This is a genomic window from Stenotrophomonas sp. 1L-E-5-B-C3 (assembly GCF_057292075.1).
The window spans coordinates 93,458-109,643 of record NZ_JBXAWS010000015.1 but is presented as its reverse complement, the minus strand read 5'-3'; the positions used below and the strand labels follow the sequence as shown (position 1 = coordinate 109,643).

17 protein-coding genes and 1 tRNA gene are annotated in these 16,186 nt (G+C 67.1%); 12 read left to right on the top strand and 6 right to left on the bottom strand.

The features are described from left to right. Positions 1 to 204: 204 nt before the first annotated feature. Positions 205 to 297: transfer RNA gene (locus AC0Z6F_RS17680), tRNA-Ser, on the bottom strand. 144 nt (positions 298 to 441) lie between these two features. Between AC0Z6F_RS17680 and dnaX the strand changes: the two genes are divergently transcribed. The 4 genes from dnaX (at position 442) to AC0Z6F_RS17660 (ending at position 3,970) form a co-directional block, all read left to right on the top strand. Further along, the gene (gene dnaX, locus AC0Z6F_RS17675; RefSeq protein WP_485617998.1) at positions 442 to 2,505 is read left to right on the top strand and encodes a DNA polymerase III subunit gamma/tau; all 2,064 of its coding nucleotides are present in this window, start codon (positions 442 to 444) and stop codon (positions 2,503 to 2,505) included. A gap of 6 nt (positions 2,506 to 2,511) precedes the next feature. Further along, positions 2,512 to 2,832, top strand: a complete 321-nt coding sequence (locus tag AC0Z6F_RS17670) for a YbaB/EbfC family nucleoid-associated protein (RefSeq protein WP_004154630.1) — start codon at positions 2,512 to 2,514, stop codon at positions 2,830 to 2,832. A 111-nt stretch (positions 2,833 to 2,943) separates the two neighbouring features. Further along, entirely contained in the window at positions 2,944 to 3,543 is a 600-nt protein-coding gene (gene recR, locus AC0Z6F_RS17665; protein ID WP_012510210.1) for a recombination mediator RecR, read from the top strand. A gap of 67 nt (positions 3,544 to 3,610) precedes the next feature. Beyond that, positions 3,611 to 3,970: a histidine triad nucleotide-binding protein gene (locus AC0Z6F_RS17660; protein ID WP_004146872.1), complete on the top strand. Its 360-nt coding sequence runs from the start codon at positions 3,611 to 3,613 to the stop codon at positions 3,968 to 3,970. A gap of 80 nt (positions 3,971 to 4,050) precedes the next feature. On the opposite strand, the gene AC0Z6F_RS17655 is transcribed toward AC0Z6F_RS17660, so the two are convergent. The 4 genes from AC0Z6F_RS17655 to AC0Z6F_RS17640 are packed head-to-tail and all read right to left on the bottom strand — an operon-like array spanning position 4,051 to position 8,417. Beyond that, a complete protein-coding gene (locus AC0Z6F_RS17655; RefSeq protein WP_012510211.1) occupies positions 4,051 to 4,578 on the bottom strand; it encodes a Slp family lipoprotein in 528 nt (175 codons plus the stop codon). Next, a complete protein-coding gene (locus AC0Z6F_RS17650; RefSeq protein WP_012510212.1) occupies positions 4,575 to 6,524 on the bottom strand; it encodes a transglutaminase TgpA family protein in 1,950 nt (649 codons plus the stop codon). Before AC0Z6F_RS17650 ends, AC0Z6F_RS17655 begins: the two co-directional genes overlap by 4 nt. Then, positions 6,517 to 7,440 carry a DUF58 domain-containing protein gene (locus AC0Z6F_RS17645; RefSeq protein WP_485618008.1) on the bottom strand — a complete coding sequence of 308 codons (924 nt, stop codon included), beginning with the start codon at positions 7,438 to 7,440 and terminating at the stop codon, positions 6,517 to 6,519. The genes AC0Z6F_RS17650 and AC0Z6F_RS17645 overlap by 8 nt, the downstream gene beginning before the upstream one ends. Positions 7,441 to 7,463: 23 nt before the next feature. Next, positions 7,464 to 8,417, bottom strand: coding sequence for an AAA family ATPase (locus tag AC0Z6F_RS17640; protein WP_012510214.1), 954 nt, complete (start codon positions 8,415 to 8,417; stop codon positions 7,464 to 7,466). A gap of 42 nt (positions 8,418 to 8,459) precedes the next feature. Between AC0Z6F_RS17640 and AC0Z6F_RS17635 the strand changes: the two genes are divergently transcribed. Next, positions 8,460 to 10,295 carry a glycosyltransferase family 39 protein gene (locus tag AC0Z6F_RS17635; protein WP_485618007.1) on the top strand — a complete coding sequence of 612 codons (1,836 nt, stop codon included), beginning with the start codon at positions 8,460 to 8,462 and terminating at the stop codon, positions 10,293 to 10,295. Between the two features lie 110 nt (positions 10,296 to 10,405). On the opposite strand, the gene AC0Z6F_RS17630 is transcribed toward AC0Z6F_RS17635, so the two are convergent. Continuing rightward, positions 10,406 to 10,975 carry a Maf family protein gene (locus tag AC0Z6F_RS17630; protein WP_100467910.1) on the bottom strand — a complete coding sequence of 190 codons (570 nt, stop codon included), beginning with the start codon at positions 10,973 to 10,975 and terminating at the stop codon, positions 10,406 to 10,408. Between the two features lie 113 nt (positions 10,976 to 11,088). On the opposite strand from AC0Z6F_RS17630, the gene AC0Z6F_RS17625 reads away from it, so the two are divergent. The 7 genes from AC0Z6F_RS17625 (at position 11,089) to acpP (ending at position 16,160) form a co-directional block, all read left to right on the top strand. Beyond that, positions 11,089 to 11,598: a YceD family protein gene (locus AC0Z6F_RS17625; protein WP_004146886.1), complete on the top strand. Its 510-nt coding sequence runs from the start codon at positions 11,089 to 11,091 to the stop codon at positions 11,596 to 11,598. Positions 11,599 to 11,706: 108 nt separating this feature from the next. After that, positions 11,707 to 11,901 (top strand): 50S ribosomal protein L32, encoded by a 195-nt coding sequence (gene rpmF, locus AC0Z6F_RS17620; protein ID WP_004154640.1) that lies wholly within the window; start codon positions 11,707 to 11,709, stop codon positions 11,899 to 11,901. A 91-nt stretch (positions 11,902 to 11,992) separates the two neighbouring features. Continuing rightward, positions 11,993 to 12,970, top strand: coding sequence for a beta-ketoacyl-ACP synthase III (locus AC0Z6F_RS17615; protein ID WP_004146896.1), 978 nt, complete (start codon positions 11,993 to 11,995; stop codon positions 12,968 to 12,970). 76 nt (positions 12,971 to 13,046) lie between these two features. Continuing rightward, complete coding sequence (locus AC0Z6F_RS17610) at positions 13,047 to 13,829, top strand: BUD32 family EKC/KEOPS complex subunit (RefSeq protein ID WP_012510216.1); 783 nt, start codon at positions 13,047 to 13,049, stop codon at positions 13,827 to 13,829. Positions 13,830 to 13,997: 168 nt separating this feature from the next. Next, the gene (gene fabD / locus AC0Z6F_RS17605; protein WP_012510217.1) at positions 13,998 to 14,942 is read left to right on the top strand and encodes an ACP S-malonyltransferase; all 945 of its coding nucleotides are present in this window, start codon (positions 13,998 to 14,000) and stop codon (positions 14,940 to 14,942) included. 82 nt (positions 14,943 to 15,024) lie between these two features. Next, positions 15,025 to 15,768, top strand: a complete 744-nt coding sequence (fabG, locus tag AC0Z6F_RS17600; RefSeq protein WP_004146899.1) for a 3-oxoacyl-ACP reductase FabG — start codon at positions 15,025 to 15,027, stop codon at positions 15,766 to 15,768. A 152-nt stretch (positions 15,769 to 15,920) separates the two neighbouring features. Beyond that, a complete protein-coding gene (acpP, locus tag AC0Z6F_RS17595; RefSeq protein ID WP_012510218.1) occupies positions 15,921 to 16,160 on the top strand; it encodes an acyl carrier protein in 240 nt (79 codons plus the stop codon). Positions 16,161 to 16,186 lie beyond the last annotated feature (26 nt).

Below are 16,186 nucleotides of genomic sequence, written 5' to 3'. Positions count from 1 at the left end.
CGGTCTGTCCGTGTATGTCGCGTATCTGGAGGAACAAGCCCCTCTGTTGAGGGGCTGCCCCGACAGGGGCGGGGAGAGGCCGGCAAAGGGAGGGGCCCAAAGGTTGCGCAGCAACGTTTGGGGCGAAGCGCGCGCAGCGCACTTCGCGTCCCGCGCCAGATAACTGAAAAAGGCCGCCCCTAAGGGCAGCCTTTTTCAGTTATCTGGCGGAGAGAGGGGGATTCGAACCCCCGAAGCGCGGTTTAGACGCTTACACACTTTCCAGGCGTGCTCCTTCAACCACTCGGACACCTCTCCGGATCCCTGCCATCGGCAAACGCCTCAGCAGGGGCGCAGATTCTAGCGGGCTGCGCGACACTTCACAAGCACCCCAGTCAGGAACCTGCGAAGGACGCGCCGGAGGCGAGGGGGCTGGACAGGCATGGCACAATGGAACATCCGATGGAAAACGGTGGCCTGATGTCCTATCTCGTCCTTGCCCGCAAGTGGCGTCCGAAGCGTTTTGCCGAGCTGGTGGGCCAGGAACACGTGGTCCGTGCGCTCAGCAACGCGCTGGACAGCGGCCGGGTCCACCATGCGTTCCTGTTCACCGGTACCCGCGGCGTGGGCAAGACCACGATCGCGCGCATCTTCGCCAAGTCGCTCAACTGCGAGCAGGGCACCAGCGCAGACCCATGCGGCCAGTGCGCGGCCTGCCTGGACATCGACGCCGGCCGCTACATCGACCTGCTGGAAATCGACGCCGCGTCCAACACCGGCGTGGATGACGTGCGCGAGGTGATCGAGAACGCGCAGTACATGCCCTCGCGTGGCAAATACAAGGTCTACCTGATCGACGAAGTGCACATGCTGTCCAAGGCGGCGTTCAACGCGCTGCTGAAGACGCTGGAAGAGCCGCCGGAGCACGTGAAGTTCCTGCTGGCCACCACCGACCCGCAGAAGCTGCCGGTCACCGTGCTCAGCCGCTGCCTGCAGTTCAACCTCAAGCGCCTGGACGAGGATCAGATCCAGGGCCAGATGACCCGCATTCTGGCGGCTGAGGAAATCGAGGCCGACGGCAGCGCCCTCGTGCAGCTGGCCAAGGCCGCCGATGGCAGCCTGCGCGACGGCCTGTCGCTGCTGGACCAGGCGATTGCCTATGCCGGCGGCGCGCTGCGCGAGGATGTGGTGCGCACCATGCTGGGCACCGTCGACCGTACCCAGGTGGCGGCAATGCTCGACGCACTGGCCGAGGGCGATGGCCCGCGCCTGTTGCAGGTGGTGGCCGCGCTGGCCGAGTTCTCGCCGGACTGGAGTGGCGTGCTGGAAGCATTGGCCGAAGGCCTGCACCGCATCCAGGTGCAGCAGCTGGTGCCGGGCGCTGCGGCTGCCGCCGAAGGCCTGGACGCCACGGTGTTCGCCGAGCGCCTGCGTCCGGAGGTGGTCCAGCTCTGGTACCAGATGGCCTTGAACGGCCGTCGTGACCTGCCGCTGGCGCCGAGTCCGCGCGCCGGCTTCGAAATGGCCGTGCTGCGGATGCTGGCGTTCCGCCCGGCCGCGGCGGTGCCGTCGGTGCCGAAGACAGTTGAAAGTGCGGCCGGCGGTACACCGGGTGGCAACACGGCCGGTGGTGGCGTTGGCAGCCAGGAGGCATCGTCCGCGCCTGCCGCCGCTGCTGCTTCGGCCAGTCCGGTCGCCGTCGCAGTGCCCGTGCAGGCCGCACCACGCGAGCCTGAACCCGAACCTGAGCCGGCCCCGCAACCGGAGCCGGATCCGACGCCGGAACCCGAGCCGGTTCCAGTGCAGGAACCCGAATCGCCGCCGCCGGTGAAGGCCGCCGCGGAGGCTCCAACGCCGACGCCGGCCACAGATGCAGCGGCGACCGACGACCTGCCGCCGTGGGCCACCGACGAAGCCGAGGCCCGTGACGAGGCGCTGGCCGCCGAACTGGCGGGTCCGGATGCGGCGATGGTCGCGCCCTGGCATGAGCCACCGGCCCCGGTGCCAGCACCGGTCGAAGCGAAGCCTGCCGAGCTGGAGCGCCCGTTCCGTGCCGAGGGCATCGCCATCGCGCCGGCCGAGCCCGCTGCGGTGCGTGATCCCGCGCCGCAGGACGGTGTCAGCGAACTGGCCAGCGCCGAGGACTGGCTGGACCTGGTCGCCAACAGTGGCCTGAGCGGCCCGTCGCGGCAGTTGGCCGCCAACGCCGCCTTCATCAGTTGCCAGCGCGGGACCTTGAAACTGGGCCTTTCGCCCGGATTTGAATACCTGCGCTCGGAGCGCGCGCTGGCTGCGCTGGGCGAAATGCTGGAGAAGGCCCTCGGCCAGGCGCCGAAGATCGTGGTCGAGACCGTGGAAACCGAACACGTTCCGGCCGAGACCCTGCATCAGCGTGCCGATCGCCAGCGTGGCGAACGGCAGCAGGTGGCAGAGGCTGTTTTCATGGACGATCCGGAAGTGCAGGTGCTGATCCAACAGCACGGTGCCCGGGTTGTTTCCGATTCCATCCGTTCTTTTGACGAGTAAGACACTATGCGCGGCAACATCGCCCAACTGATGCAGCAGGCCCAGAAGATGCAGGAAAACCTGCAGAAGGCCCAGGAAGAAATCGCCAAGATCGAAGTGACCGGCAGCGCCGGTGGCGGCATGGTCAGCGTGACCCTGACCGGCGCCAAGGAATGCCGCAAGGTACGCATCGACCCGTCGCTGGCCAGCGACCCGGAGATGCTGGAAGACCTGATCGCTGCCGCATTCAACGATGCCTCGAACAAGATCGATGCCGAGTCGAAGTCGAAGATGGGCTCGGCCACCGCCGGCATGCAGCTGCCGCCGGGCATGAAGCTGCCGTTCTGATGCTTGGCGGGGCGCCTGTTGCTGCAGGCGCCCGCTGCAACCCTCAGTCGAGCATGGCTCGACTCTACACGTAGCCGTCGAGCTCGCTCGACGCCATCAAAGCATGCCGCCGTGTCCGCACCCCTGCTTGAACAATTGATCGACGCACTGCGGGTGCTGCCTGGCGTGGGCCAGAAGACCGCGCAGCGCATGGCCTACCACCTGCTCGAGCGCGAGCGCGAAGGTGGCCAGCGCCTGGCTGAAGCGCTGTCGCTGGCGGTGGAACGCATTGGCCACTGCGCGCAGTGCCGCGACTTCAGCGAAACCGAGTTGTGCCCGACCTGCGCCAACAGCAGCCGCGAACGCAGCCAGCTGTGCGTGGTCGAATCGCCGGCCGACCGCCTGGCCATCGAAAACGCCACCGGTTTCCGCGGTGTCTACTTCGTGCTGCAGGGGCGGCTGTCGCCGCTCGATGGCATCGGCCCGCGCGAGCTGGGCCTGGAGCAGCTGGAGCGGCGGCTGGCCGAAGGCGAGGTGCAGGAGCTGATCATCGCCACCAGCGCCACTGTCGAGGGCGAAGCCACCGCGCACTACCTGGCGCAGCTGGCGCGCGCACGCAAGGTGCAGCCCAGCCGCCTTGCGCAGGGCCTGCCTCTCGGCGGCGAACTTGAATACGTTGATCGCGGCACGCTGTCGCACGCGTTCGGGACGCGCAGCGAATTCCGCGATTGAGCGCTGGCCGGGCATCGTCCGGCGCGGCCGGCCTACAATGCGGGAGACATCCCCGCCGAGGCCGACCATGAGCAACGAAACCCTCTTCAGCAAGATCATCCGTCGCGAGATCCCGGCCACCATCGTCTACGAGGATGACGAGGTGCTGGGCTTCAAGGACATCGCACCGCAGGCGCCGGTGCACGTGCTGTTCATTCCGAAGAACGAAATCATTCCGACCCTGGACGATCTGCAGCCGTCGCAGGCGCACCTGATCGGCAAACTGGCACTGGCCGCTGCCGAGTACGCGCGCCGCGAGGGTTTTGCGCAGGATGGCTATCGCATCGTGATGAACTGCCGCGAGGACGCCGGGCAGACCGTGTTCCATATCCACATGCACCTGCTGGCCGGTGGGCAGCTGGGGCATTTCGGTACGCCGGGGCGTTGAGCGCACGGCATCCATGCCATGCGTGGATGAAAAAAGGCCGCCCGAGGGCGGCCTTTTCCGTCATGCCTGTACGGTGACGATCACCACCAGCCCCAGCGACCATAGCCGCCCCAGTACGGGCCATACGGGCTCGGGCCCCACGGGCCATAGGGGTAGGGCACCACATCGACCTGGCGCTGTTCCGGCCACAGGTAGATCACATCGGCCGACAGCTTCGGCAGGCGGTAGTCATAGTCGCCGATGCGGGTGTTCTGGTAGCCGTCGATCTTGCCGATGAAGGTCACGTCACGGCCGGCTTCGAACACGGCCGGGTCGTAGAAGCCGGCGCGGCAGGCGATGAAGCGGCCGTCGCTGGCGTCGGACGAGGTGGTGTTCGGGCGGCCACTGGCGTTGAGCGGGCGCGAGATCATCTGGAAGCAGGTCTCGCCCTGGCCGGGCTTGGTTTCGATGATGCGGCCGCCCCAACGGACGGGCGTGCCGACCTGCTGGGTGGCGACCGAGTCGCGCGGGGAGACCAGGCTGAACTGTCCCTGCAGCGGCTTGGGGGCCGTGGCGCAGGCCGACAGGGCCAGCGTGGCCACAGCGGTGAGGAGGAACTTGGTGTTCATGGGGAGGCTCCGGAAGTCGGGCGATGCCTGCGCAGGTCCCGCAATAATGAAGCGAGCTCGGTGCAAGTTCCAGCGTAACGCGCGTCGGCGAAACGCTGGCTGAGTGCCAGCAGTGCCGGATCGGGGCGGCGGGCATGTACCCGACGCGCCCAGTCCTGTGCGGTTTCATGCGGTTCGCGGGCCAGGCCGAGGGGGGCGTAGCGGCGACCCAGCCGGTGCCAGCCGCGCAGCAGCGGATCACGTTCGCGTTCGCCGCGGGCCAGCAGCCAGGCCATCCACGCCAGCGCCATCAACGCGGCCGTCACGAAGCCGGCTATCAGCTGTGCCGGCCCCAGGTCGTCCAGCCCAAGCGGCTTGAGCAGCTGCTGCTGGCGGCGCGCATCGAAGGACAGCACCAGGTCATTCCAGCCGCGGCGCAGCCAGTCGCCCATCTGCCCCAGTTGCAGCCAGCGCTGTTGCATCGGCGTGTCGGTGCCGGCCTGCAGGCGATCGTCGAGGGTGTCGAGAATACGTTCGGGGGCGACGGCAGCGGTCGGGTCGACCCGCACCCAGCCGCGTTGCGGCAGCCATACCTCGGCCCAGGCATGGGCGTCCATCCGCCGCAGCACCCAGTAGTCGCCGATGCGGTTGCGGGTACCTCCCGCGAAGCCGGTCACCACGCGTGCCGGAATGCCGGCATTGCGCATCAGCACCACGAAGGCCGAGCTGAAGTGCTGGCAGAAGCCGGCTTTGTAGCCGAACAGGAACTCGTCGACCGGATCACGCCCTGCCGGGGGCGTGGCCAGCGTGTAGGAGAAGTCGCGGGTGATCCATTGCAGCGCGCGGCGGACGATGGCCTCGTCGTCGGCGCCGGCCTCCTGCCGCCATTGCTGGGCCAGGGTGGCGGTGCGCGGGTTGAAGCCGCCGGGCAGCTGCAGTGCCGCACGACGCAGGTAGGGTGACAGGGTGCTGTCGAACCGTGCGGGCGGGGCCGAGTGCAGGCGCCATCGGCTCAGCGACGCCAGCGGACGCTCGCTGCTCAGGCTCATGTCCGCGTCCAGCGTGCTGCCCTCGGGGGCGCGGCTGGGCAGGTCCAGCGCCACCAGCTGGCGGCGATCGGTCGGCTCGTAGTCGATCTGGTAATCCCAGCCCTGCGCGCTGGCTTCGACCGTGGCGGCCGGCCTTCGCGCGCTGGCGCGATCGCGCGACCAGCGGCGGCCATCGAAGGCGGTCAGCACCGGGCCTCGCCAGTAGCGCTGCGCCGGTTCCGGCACCGCGCCGAAGAACTGCACGCGCAGCGCCGGGGTGTCGTCGGCCATCAGGTCCAGCCACTGGTCGGGCTCCATGCTGTCGGACAGCCCCGGCGTGCCCACCGCGCGTTCGGGAACACCCCACAGCGGCGTGGCCAGGCGCGGGAACAGCCAGAAGCTGGCCAGAGCCAGCGGCAGGCCGATCGCCAGCAGGCGGCCGACACTGCGCAGCTGTCCGCGCAACGGCAGGCGGCCGGCACGGCCCTCATCATGTGCCAGGCGTTGCAGCGCAAGCAGCGTGCCGACACCGGCGAGCGCGGCCAGGGTTGTGGTCAGTGGTCCCTGGTCGAGCAGGAATGCGGCGAACGGAGCAAACAGCGCAAAGCCGAGCAGGCTGCGCGCGTCGCGCAGGCTGCGCAGTTCGCTGGATTTGATCGCCAGCATCGCCGCCAGCAGAGCGCAGCCGGTATCGCGACCGGGGCGCACCATGCCCATCTGCCAGACAATGGCGGCGAGCATGCCCAGCACCAGCAGCAGGCGCACCGGCATCGGCAGCACGCGTCGCCAGGACAGCGCAGCGGTCAACATCGCAGCGATCGCGATCACTACCGCCAGCAGCGGTGGCAACTGCAGCAGCAGTGGCAGCAGGGCCAGCGCCGCACAGGCCAACGTCCAGGCACGCGTGCTGCGGTCCAGTTGATCGAGGGGATCAGCCATGGGGCATCAGCGCCAGCGCGCGCAGGCACAGGTGGTGATGGTTGGCACCCTGGCCGGGGCCGAACGGTGGATGCGCCGGCAGCAGCAGGGTGTAGCGTCGCCCCTCGCGTTCGGCCATGCCGACCCAGCGCGCCAGCCGCGCGATGCGTGCTTCGTGGTCCAGCGGTGCCAGCATGCGCCAATCCAGCACCACTTCGATGCCGATCGGCTTTTCATACTCGCGCACCAGCAGGCTGTCGCGGCGCGCGGAGTGCTTCCAGGAAATGCTGCGTGGCGCGTCGCCGGCGCGGTAGGGGCGCAGCTGATGCAGTTCCTCGCCACTGGCATGGGCACGCGTGTGCAGGGGGTCGTTGCCACTCTCCGGAAGTGCAGGTGCGGTTGTCTCGGCCAGTGGATAGACCAGCAGCGGTTGTTCCGGCCACACCCACGACCACGCCCGCACCAGTCCCAGTGGCTGGGTGGTGGACAGGCGGATGCGCGGCAGCTCCAGCCAGCCGCGGCGTTCGCTCGGTACCTCCAGTTCCACCTCACCGCGACCGTGTGCCGGCAGTGAGGTCCAGGCTTCGCTGTCGCCCAGCTGCAGGTGCAGGCCATGGCGCGCGCGCGGATCGCGCAGCGACAGGTCCACGCGCAGGCGCAACGGTTGCCCGGCCGGTACCGGCTCGGCGGCGATCGCATCGATCTGCACGCCGGACAGCTGCAGGTGAGCGGCGATGGCGCTGGCGATCGCGGCGGCCGCCAGCAGCAGGGCCAGCAGCAGCGCCGGGTTGTTGTTGTAGTTCAGAGCGCCCAGCAGCATCGCCGCCAACAGAGTGGCGACGAACAGGCCGAAGCGGGTCGGCAGCACGTAGATGCGATGACGGTCCAGTCGCTGCGGCAAGGCTTCGGGCCTGCGTGGCCGAGCCAGCAGCTGCATGCGTGCCCAGCGTGTGGTCACGCTCAGTCCACCGCGACGGTCTGCAGGATCGCACGCGCCAGTGCCGGCCCCGAGCTGGATTCCGCCTCCGCCACCAGCCGGTGGCCGGCCACTGCCACGAACAGGGTCTGCACGTCTTCGGGCACTACATGGCCGCGGCCCAGCAGCAGCGCATGTGCCTTGGCCGCACGCAGCAGGGCCAGGCCTGCACGCGGTGACAGGCCGACGCGCACGCCGGCGTGCTGGCGGCTGCGGGTCAGCAGCGCCTGCACGTAGTCGATGAGTGCGTCGCTGGCATGCACCTGGCCAACCGCATCGCGCAGTTCACGCACCTGGGTATCGTCCAGCTTCGGTACCGCGCGTGCGATCAGGTCGCGGCGATCACTGCCACGCAGCAGCTCGCGTTCGGCCTGGGCACTGGGGTAGCCCATCGCCAGCCGCAGCAGGAAGCGATCCAGCTGCGAATCCGGCAGCGGGAAGGTGCCGGACAGGTCCACCGGATTCTGCGTGGCGATCACGAAGAACGGATCGGGCAGCGGATGGGTCTGTCCATCCAGGGTGACCTGTTGCTCGGCCATTGCCTCCAGCAGTGCGCTCTGCGTGCGCGGTGGTGCGCGGTTGATCTCGTCGGCCAGCAGTACGTGGGTGAACACCGGGCCGGGATGGAACTGGAACTGGCGACTGCCCGCTTCATACACCGAGACGCCCAGTACATCGGCGGGCAACAGGTCGGAGGTGAACTGCACGCGCTGGAAGCTGAGGCCGAGGCTGCTGGCCAGTGCATGTGCCAGCGTGGTCTTGCCCAGGCCGGGCAGATCCTCGATCAGCAGGTGCCCAGCGGACAGCAGCGCGACGAAAGCCAGCCTGACTTCCGGCACCTTGCCCAGCACCAGTGCGTTCACCTGATCCTGTGCCTCCCGCAGGGCCTGTCGCAATTGATCGGTTAGCATGCTGGGGTTGGGGGACGAAGCTGGCATGATCGTCTCAGTTCTGGAATCCACTTGATTATCCATAGAGCGATGCAAGGCGAACAGCGCGCACGAACGATATTTCTCTGGTTATGGACGCTGGTCACAGCGGCCAAGCTGGTGGTGGCCGCGCGCCTGCCACTGTTTGTCGATGAGGCGTTCTACTGGCAGGAAGGCCAGCATCTGGCGGCTGCCTATTCCGATCTGCCCGGGTTGACCGCATGGCTGGCACGGCTCGGCGTGGAGATCGGCGGCCACCACGTCCTGGCGCTGCGCCTGCCGTTCCTGGCCATGGGTGCATTGCTGCCGCTGCTGGTGGCGCGCATCGCCACGCGCTGGTTCGGCAACGTGGCCGGATGGCAGGCCGGCAGCCTGACACTGTTGATGCCGTTGTCGGCCACGCTGGGGCTGCTGGCGGTGCCGGACGTGCCGATGGCACTGGCGGCGTTGATCTGCCTGCACGCCGGCGCGCGCCTGCTGCACAGCGTCGATGCGTCTTCGGCGATGAAGCTGGCGCTGGGCCTGATGATCGGTGCGCTCAGCCACTACCGCTTCATCGGCGTCATCGGTGTTGGCTTCATTGCGTTGCTGGCGTTGCCGCAGGGGCGGCGCATGCTGGCTGATCCACGCGTATGGGTGGCGCTCGCAGTGGGCGTGCTGGCCTGGCTGCCGCTGCTGGCGTGGAATGCGGACAATCACGATGCCGGCCTGAAGTTCCAGGTGGTCGAGCGCCATCCCTGGACTTTCGAATGGGCTGGGCTGTGGTTCCTGCTGATCCAGCCGATGCTGGTCACGCCGATCCTGTGCATCGCGATGTGGAAGGTGGCGTTGGCGGGCACCCGCAGTGGTGGCGGCGCGCGGGTGCAGTGGCGTTACTTCGGCCTGGTCGGTGGTGTTTCAACGCTTGGCATCTTCCTGCTGGGGTTCTTCACCGACGTCGAGCGGATCAGCTTCCACTGGCCGTTGCCGGGCTATCTGGCGCTGCTGGTGGCGGTGCCGGTGGTGCTCAACGGCTGGCCGCGCTGGCTGCGCCGTACCGGCTGGTGGCTGGCCGGCACCGGCATGGTGCTGGCATTCGGCTATTACCTGATGGCATCCACGCCTTCGCTGCGTGAGCAGCTGGCGGGCAGCAAGTACTACCCGCGCAACTTCGCCGGCTGGCAGTCGCTGGCGGTGGCGGTGCGCGATGAGCTGCAGCAGATGCCGGCCGGCACGCGCGTGCTGGCCGGCAACTTCAAGGTCGGGGCCGAATTGGGCTTCCAGCTGGGCAATGGTGATATCGAGGTGCTGCCGCATCCGCTCAACGACAAGCATGGCCGTACCGCGCAGCTGGCGCAGTGGGGGTTGCTGCACGAGGGCGAGCGTGCGGCGCCGATGCTGTTGGTGCTGTCGCCCAGTGACCAGCGTTACCGCGATCTGCTGGCGCGCTATCACGCCATCTGTGAACAGGTCGGGCCGTTGCCCGCGCCGCGGGTGGTCAGCAGCGACCATGGGTTCCAGCGTTTCCTGCTGTTCCGCCTGCCGGCACAGCGGGCGGCGGGTCCGTGCGTGACCCCGGCGATGGCGTGGCTGGATGCGCCATCCAACGGTGAAAAGGTTTCGGGCACGCTTGCCGTCAAGGGCTGGGCGTTCAAGGATGGCGTCGGCCTGGCGCGTGTCGAGGTGCTGGTCGATGGCCGCTCTATCGGTGACGCGCAGTACGGGCGTGTGTTCGACGTGCGCCACACCTGGCCGGACAGCACCGACCCGCGGCATCCGGCGGTGGGCTTCGATGCGTCGCTGGATACCGCCACTCTGGCACCGGGCCGGCATTGGCTGGGCCTGCGCCTGCATGGCAACGATGGCAGCGTGGAAGAGTGGCAGGAGCAGCCGTTCGAAGTTCGTTGAGTCCTGCTTTTGTAGGGTCGAGCCATGCTCGACTGCTTCTGCTCCATAGGGCAGGTGGCCAGGGAAAAGCAGCCGAGCATGGGCTCGGCTCTACAGGTTGGCGGAAGCCCTCAGGGCACCGCGTATCCCGCCTTGCGCAGCAGCCCGCACAGCGCGATCAGCGGCAGTCCGACCAGTGCTGTCGGGTCGCGGTTGTCGATGGCCTCGAACAGGCTGATGCCCAGGCCCTCGCACTTGAAACTGCCGGCACAGTCCAGTGGCTGTTCTGCGGCCACGTAGCGGGCGATCTCGTCCTCGCCCAGCGCGCGGAAACGCACTTCGGTCAGGTCGATCGCCGTGAAGGATTCTCCGTTACCTGTGAGACTGATGGCGGTATGGAAGCGCACGGTGTGCCCGGACATCGCCTTCAGCTGCGCGCGGGCCGCCTCGACCGTGCCGGGCTTGCCCAGCGGCTGGCCGTTCAGGTCGGCCACCTGGTCGGAGCCGATCACCCAGGCGTCGGGATGACGGGCAGCCACCTCGGCGGCCTTGGCGGCTGCCAGGCGCGTGGCCAGGGCCAGCGGGGCCTCGCCGTCCAGCGGGGTTTCATCCACGTCCGGGCGTGTGCAGTCGAAGGGCAGGCCCAGCCGTTGCAGCAGTTCACGGCGGTAGCGGGAGGTGGAGGCCAGGATCAGCGGCATGCGACAATACCGGGGCAGGGCGCGGCAGTCTGGCCCGTCCGCGACGCCAGCGGCAAGTCCTGTATGGCGGGCATTTGACAGCCGCCGCCCCGATCCTTAGTATTCAGCGGCTTATGTCCGCGAACGTGCCCGAAACGCTGGATGCCTGGCGGATGGTTGTAGCGCGAAGGCGCTTCGACGGTCAGGTCTCCCTGGCTGAATTGACCCGCCTGCAGGGGTTGGTCGCCGATACCGACGGTGAGTGTGTCTACTCGCTTGAATTCGGTCGCGACGACATCTTGCGGGTATCCTATGTGGAACTGACCATCGACACCGCGTTGCCGCTGACCTGTCAGCGCAGCATGCAGCGATTCCTGTTGCCGGTGAAGGTGACCCAGAGGCTTGGCCTGATCCGCGACGAGGACGAGGAATCGTCCCTGCCGGAGGAATACGAGGCGTTGCTGGTGCCGGAAGATGGCCAGCTGCGTCCCCTGGACCTGGTCGAAGACGAGTTGGTGCTGGCGGTGCCGGTGGTACCGCTGTCGCCCGACGGTGAAGCAGTCGACAAGGACTGGGCACCGAGCGAAGAAGAAACAAAGAAGGCCAACCCGTTTGCGGCGTTGGCGGCCTTGAAGAAACAATAGCAGCCGGATTGTCGTCGGCGGCTGCGGCGAAAGCGAAAGTGTGCTGGGCGCTGGCGTCCTGCGCGACGATACGACGAAGCAAAAACGAACCGAGTTTGGAGCAATCCCATGGCTGTCCAGAAATCCCGTGTCACCCCGTCCCGCCGCGGTATGCGCCGTGCGCATGACGCCCTGAGCGCCAAGCAGCTGTCGACCGACCCGACCACCGGCGAAGTGCATCTGCGTCACCACATCACTGCCGATGGTTTCTACCGCGGCAAGAAGGTCATCCAGACCAAGACCTCGGCCGTCGAAGAAGATTGATGTGCCGGGAAGGCCGCTGCCTCAGGGCAGCGGCCTTTGCCTTCTTTCCCGGGCTTGCCGGTGATCGGCGGCCTGCGCAACAGGAAACATGATGAGCAAGCGGATCTATTCGAGGATCGCGGGCACCGGTAGCTATTTGCCGGAAAAAGTCCTGACCAACGCCGACCTGGAAAAAATGGTCGAAACCTCGGATGAGTGGATCCAGTCGCGCACCGGCATTCGTGAACGGCACATCGCGGCCGAAGGCGAAACCACCAGCGATCTCGGCTACAACGCCGCGCTGCGCGCACTTGAAGCGGCCGGCATCGACGCTTCGCAGCTCGACATGATCGTGGTCGGTACGACCACCCCTGACCTTATTTTCCCGTCCACCGCGTGCCTGATCCAGGCCAAGCTCGGTGTGGCCGGATGCCCCGCCTTCGACGTCAACGCGGCCTGTTCGGGTTTCGTGTTCGCGCTGGGCGTGGCCGACAAATTCATCCGTTCCGGCGACTGCCGGTACGTGCTGGTGATCGGCGCCGAAACGCTGACCCGCATGGTTGACTGGAACGATCGCACCACCTGCGTGCTGTTCGGTGATGGTGCCGGCGCCGTCGTGCTCAAGGCCGACGAAGAGACCGGCATCCTCAGCACCCACCTGCATTCCGATGGCAGCAAGAAGGAGCTGTTGTGGAACCCGGTGGGTGTCTCGACCGGTTTCAAGGGCGGCGCCAACGGTGGTGGCACTATCAACATGAAGGGCAACGATGTGTTCAAGTACGCCGTCAAGGCGCTGGACTCGGTCGTGGACGAGACCTTGGCTGCGAACGGCCTGGACAAGTCCGACCTGGATTGGCTGATTCCGCACCAGGCCAACCTACGCATCATCGAAGCCACGGCCAAGCGCCTGGACATGTCGATGGAACAGGTCGTGGTCACGGTTGATCAGCACGGCAACACCTCGTCCGGCTCGGTGCCGCTGGCGCTGGACGCTGCAGTGCGATCGGGCAAGGTCGAGCGCGGCCAGCTGCTGTTGCTGGAAGCCTTCGGCGGCGGCTTCACCTGGGGTTCGGCCCTGCTGCGCTATTGATAGTGCAAGTTACGACAACGTGAAGTCTGTCGTTACGGCCCCTCTGGGGCCGTAACGCGTTTAAGGAGGACCTGTCATGGTTGAGCCCATCGTCATCGAAGGGCAACGTGCCTGGCTGAAGCAGTACGGCAAGGGAAGCCGGGCGCTGGCCCTGGGCCTGCTCAATTTTGTTGCCCGCCGTTTCCATCTCGATGCCCTGCGCCCGCCACCGCATCGCGGCGGTGACGCTGCACGCGAAACCGAAGCCCGTCGCCTGGCTGAACTGCAGGCGCAGGGGGTGAACGTGCCCGATGTGCTGGGTACCGGTCATGCCGCGCTGGTGATCGGCGACAACGGCAGTTCGTTCAATACCTGCCTGCGCGAAGCCGACGAGGCCGGTCGCGACCGGTTGGTGATGGCAGCGATGCTGGCCATCGCCGAAGCGCATGCGCGTGGCGCCTATTTCGGCCAGCCGCTGCCGCGCAATCTCACCTGGGACGGCCAGAAAGTAGGCTTCATCGACTTCGAGGAAGATCCGCTGGAAGTGATGGACCTGGCTGAAGCGCAGGCCCGCGACTGGCTGATGTTCGGCTACGGCGTCGCCAAGTACTACGCCGACCGCCCCGAGCACCTGCAGGCGATGATGGCCGAGGCGATGGGCGATGTTCAGGCACCGGTGCGCGAGCATGTGCATGCGGTCAGTGGCCGCCTTCGCAATCTGGCCCGGGTCTGCATGAAGCTGGGCCGTTCAGCGCGCGCGCTGGCGCATTCGATCTTCATCGCCCATGGCGCCAGTACCGCCGGCGTGCTGATGCTGGTCGGCCTGTGCGTGGATTTCCTCGCCGACGGTGATCTGGACGTCCTGCAGCTGTTCTGCTGATCATCGGCTGGAGTCAGATCCCTTTTCCCATCGAAAAGGGATCTGCCCCCGGATCTCCAGCGCCCTGCGACCCCCATTGACCATACGCGTGCATACGCGCACGTACAGACGACACGGCATGTTCCCCCTTATCATGGCCCGCTTCGATTGCAACAAGCGGATGACCGCGTGACCGTATCCACCCTCGCTTTTGTCTTCCCCGGCCAGGGCTCGCAGTCTGTGGGCATGCTGGCCGAGCTGGCCGAACTGCACCCGCAGGTGCGTGAAGCCTTCACCGAGGCATCCGATGGTGCCGGCGTCGACCTGTGGGCGCTGTCCCAGGGCGGCCCGGAGGAAATGCTCAACCGTACCGAATACACCCAGCCGGCCCTGCTGGCCGCAAGCATCGGCGTGTGGCGCGTCTGGAATGCCGTGGGCGGTCCGCGCCCGTCGGTGCTGGCCGGTCACAGCCTGGGCGAGTACAGCGCGCTTGTCGCCGCTGGCGCGCTGAGCCTGCACGACGGTGCGCACCTGGTGCGCCTGCGCGGCCAGCTGATGCAGGAAGCCGCGCCGGCGGGCGTCGGTGCCATGGCCGCCGTGCTCGGCGCCGAGGACCAGCTGGTGCTGGACGTCTGTGCCGAAGCTGCGGGCAGCCAGGTGGTAGTGCCGGCCAACTTCAATTCACCCGGCCAGATCGTGATCGGCGGCGACGCCGATGCGGTCGACCGTGCGCTGGCGCTGCTGGCCGAGAAGGGCGTGCGCAAGGCGGTCAAGCTGGCGGTCAGCGTGCCGTCGCATACGCCGCTGATGCGTGAAGCCGCCAACCGCCTGGCCGAAGTGATGGCCGGCCTGTCCTGGCAGGCACCGCAGCTGCCGGTGGTGCAGAACGTCGATGCCAAGGTCCATGACGGTATCGACGCGATCCGCACCGCGCTGGTGCAGCAGTTGTACCAGCCGGTGCAGTGGACCGGGTGCGTGCAGGCGCTGGCTGGCCGCGGCGTCACCCGGATCGCCGAATGCGGCCCCGGCAAGGTGCTGACTGGCCTGGTCAAGCGCATCGACAAGGCCATTGACGGCCGCTCGCTGGCCACTCCGGGCGACTTCGAAGGCGCCCACGAGGCGTGGTCGGCCTGATTGCCCCTGTTCCTGCCGACCGTGCCGGTCGCCGCTGCAAGCGGCATGGGCGCGGCGGCCGTCCCAGCCTGAGGAAAACATCATGAGCAAGCCCCTGCAGGGTGAAATCGCACTGGTCACCGGTGCCAGCCGCGGCATTGGTGCCGCCATCGCCGATCTGCTGGCCGCCCAGGGCGCCACCGTCATCGGTACCGCCACCACAGAGTCCGGCGCTGCCGCGATCGGTGAGCGCCTGGCTGCCCACGGTGGTCATGGCCGTGCCTTGAACGTGACCGACGCTGCCGCGCTGGACAGCGTGCTGGACGGCATCGCCAAGGAATTCGGCCCGATCTCGATCCTGGTCAACAATGCCGGCATCACCCGCGACAACCTGCTGATGCGCATGAAGGACGAGGACTGGGCGTCGATCATCGACACCAACCTGACCAGCGTGTTCCGCACCAGCAAGGCGGTCATGCGCGGCATGATGAAGGCACGCAAGGGCCGCATCATCAACATCGCATCGGTGGTGGGCGTGACCGGCAACGCCGGCCAGGCCAACTACGCGGCGGCCAAGGCCGGCATCATCGGCTTCAGCAAGTCGCTGGCCAAGGAAATCGGTTCGCGCGGTGTCACCGTCAATGTGGTCGCTCCCGGCTTCATCGACACCGACATGACCAAGGCGTTGCCGGAGGAAGCGCGTACCGCGCTGATCAACGACATCGCTCTCGAACGCCTGGGTTCGCCGGAGGACATCGCCCATGCGGTGGCCTTCCTGGCCGGCCCGGCTGCCGGTTACATCACCGGCGAAACCCTCCATGTGAACGGTGGCATGTACATGCCGTAAGCAAGGGGCGCAGGGATTGCGCCGCAAGTGGTTGATCTGCTGAGGTTTTTGCTGCGATGCAAGGCCGCGCTGGTTTCCACTACACTATCCCACGGCCATCGCCTTTGATGGCGACCACTTTTGAACCACAACTCCATCTGGAGCGAGATCCCATGAGCACCATCGAAGAACGCGTCAAGAAAATCGTCGTCGAACAGCTTGGCGTCAAGGAAGAAGAAGTCACCACCAGCGCATCGTTCGTCGATGACCTGGGCGCTGACTCGCTGGACACCGTCGAGCTGGTGATGGCCCTGGAAGAAGAATTCGAGTGCGAGATCCCGGACGAAGAAGCCGAGAAGATCAGCACCGTCCAGGCCGCCATCGACTACGTCAAGGCCCACGTCAAGGCCTGATGTCAGACGGCAGTGCGCGCGCGGGC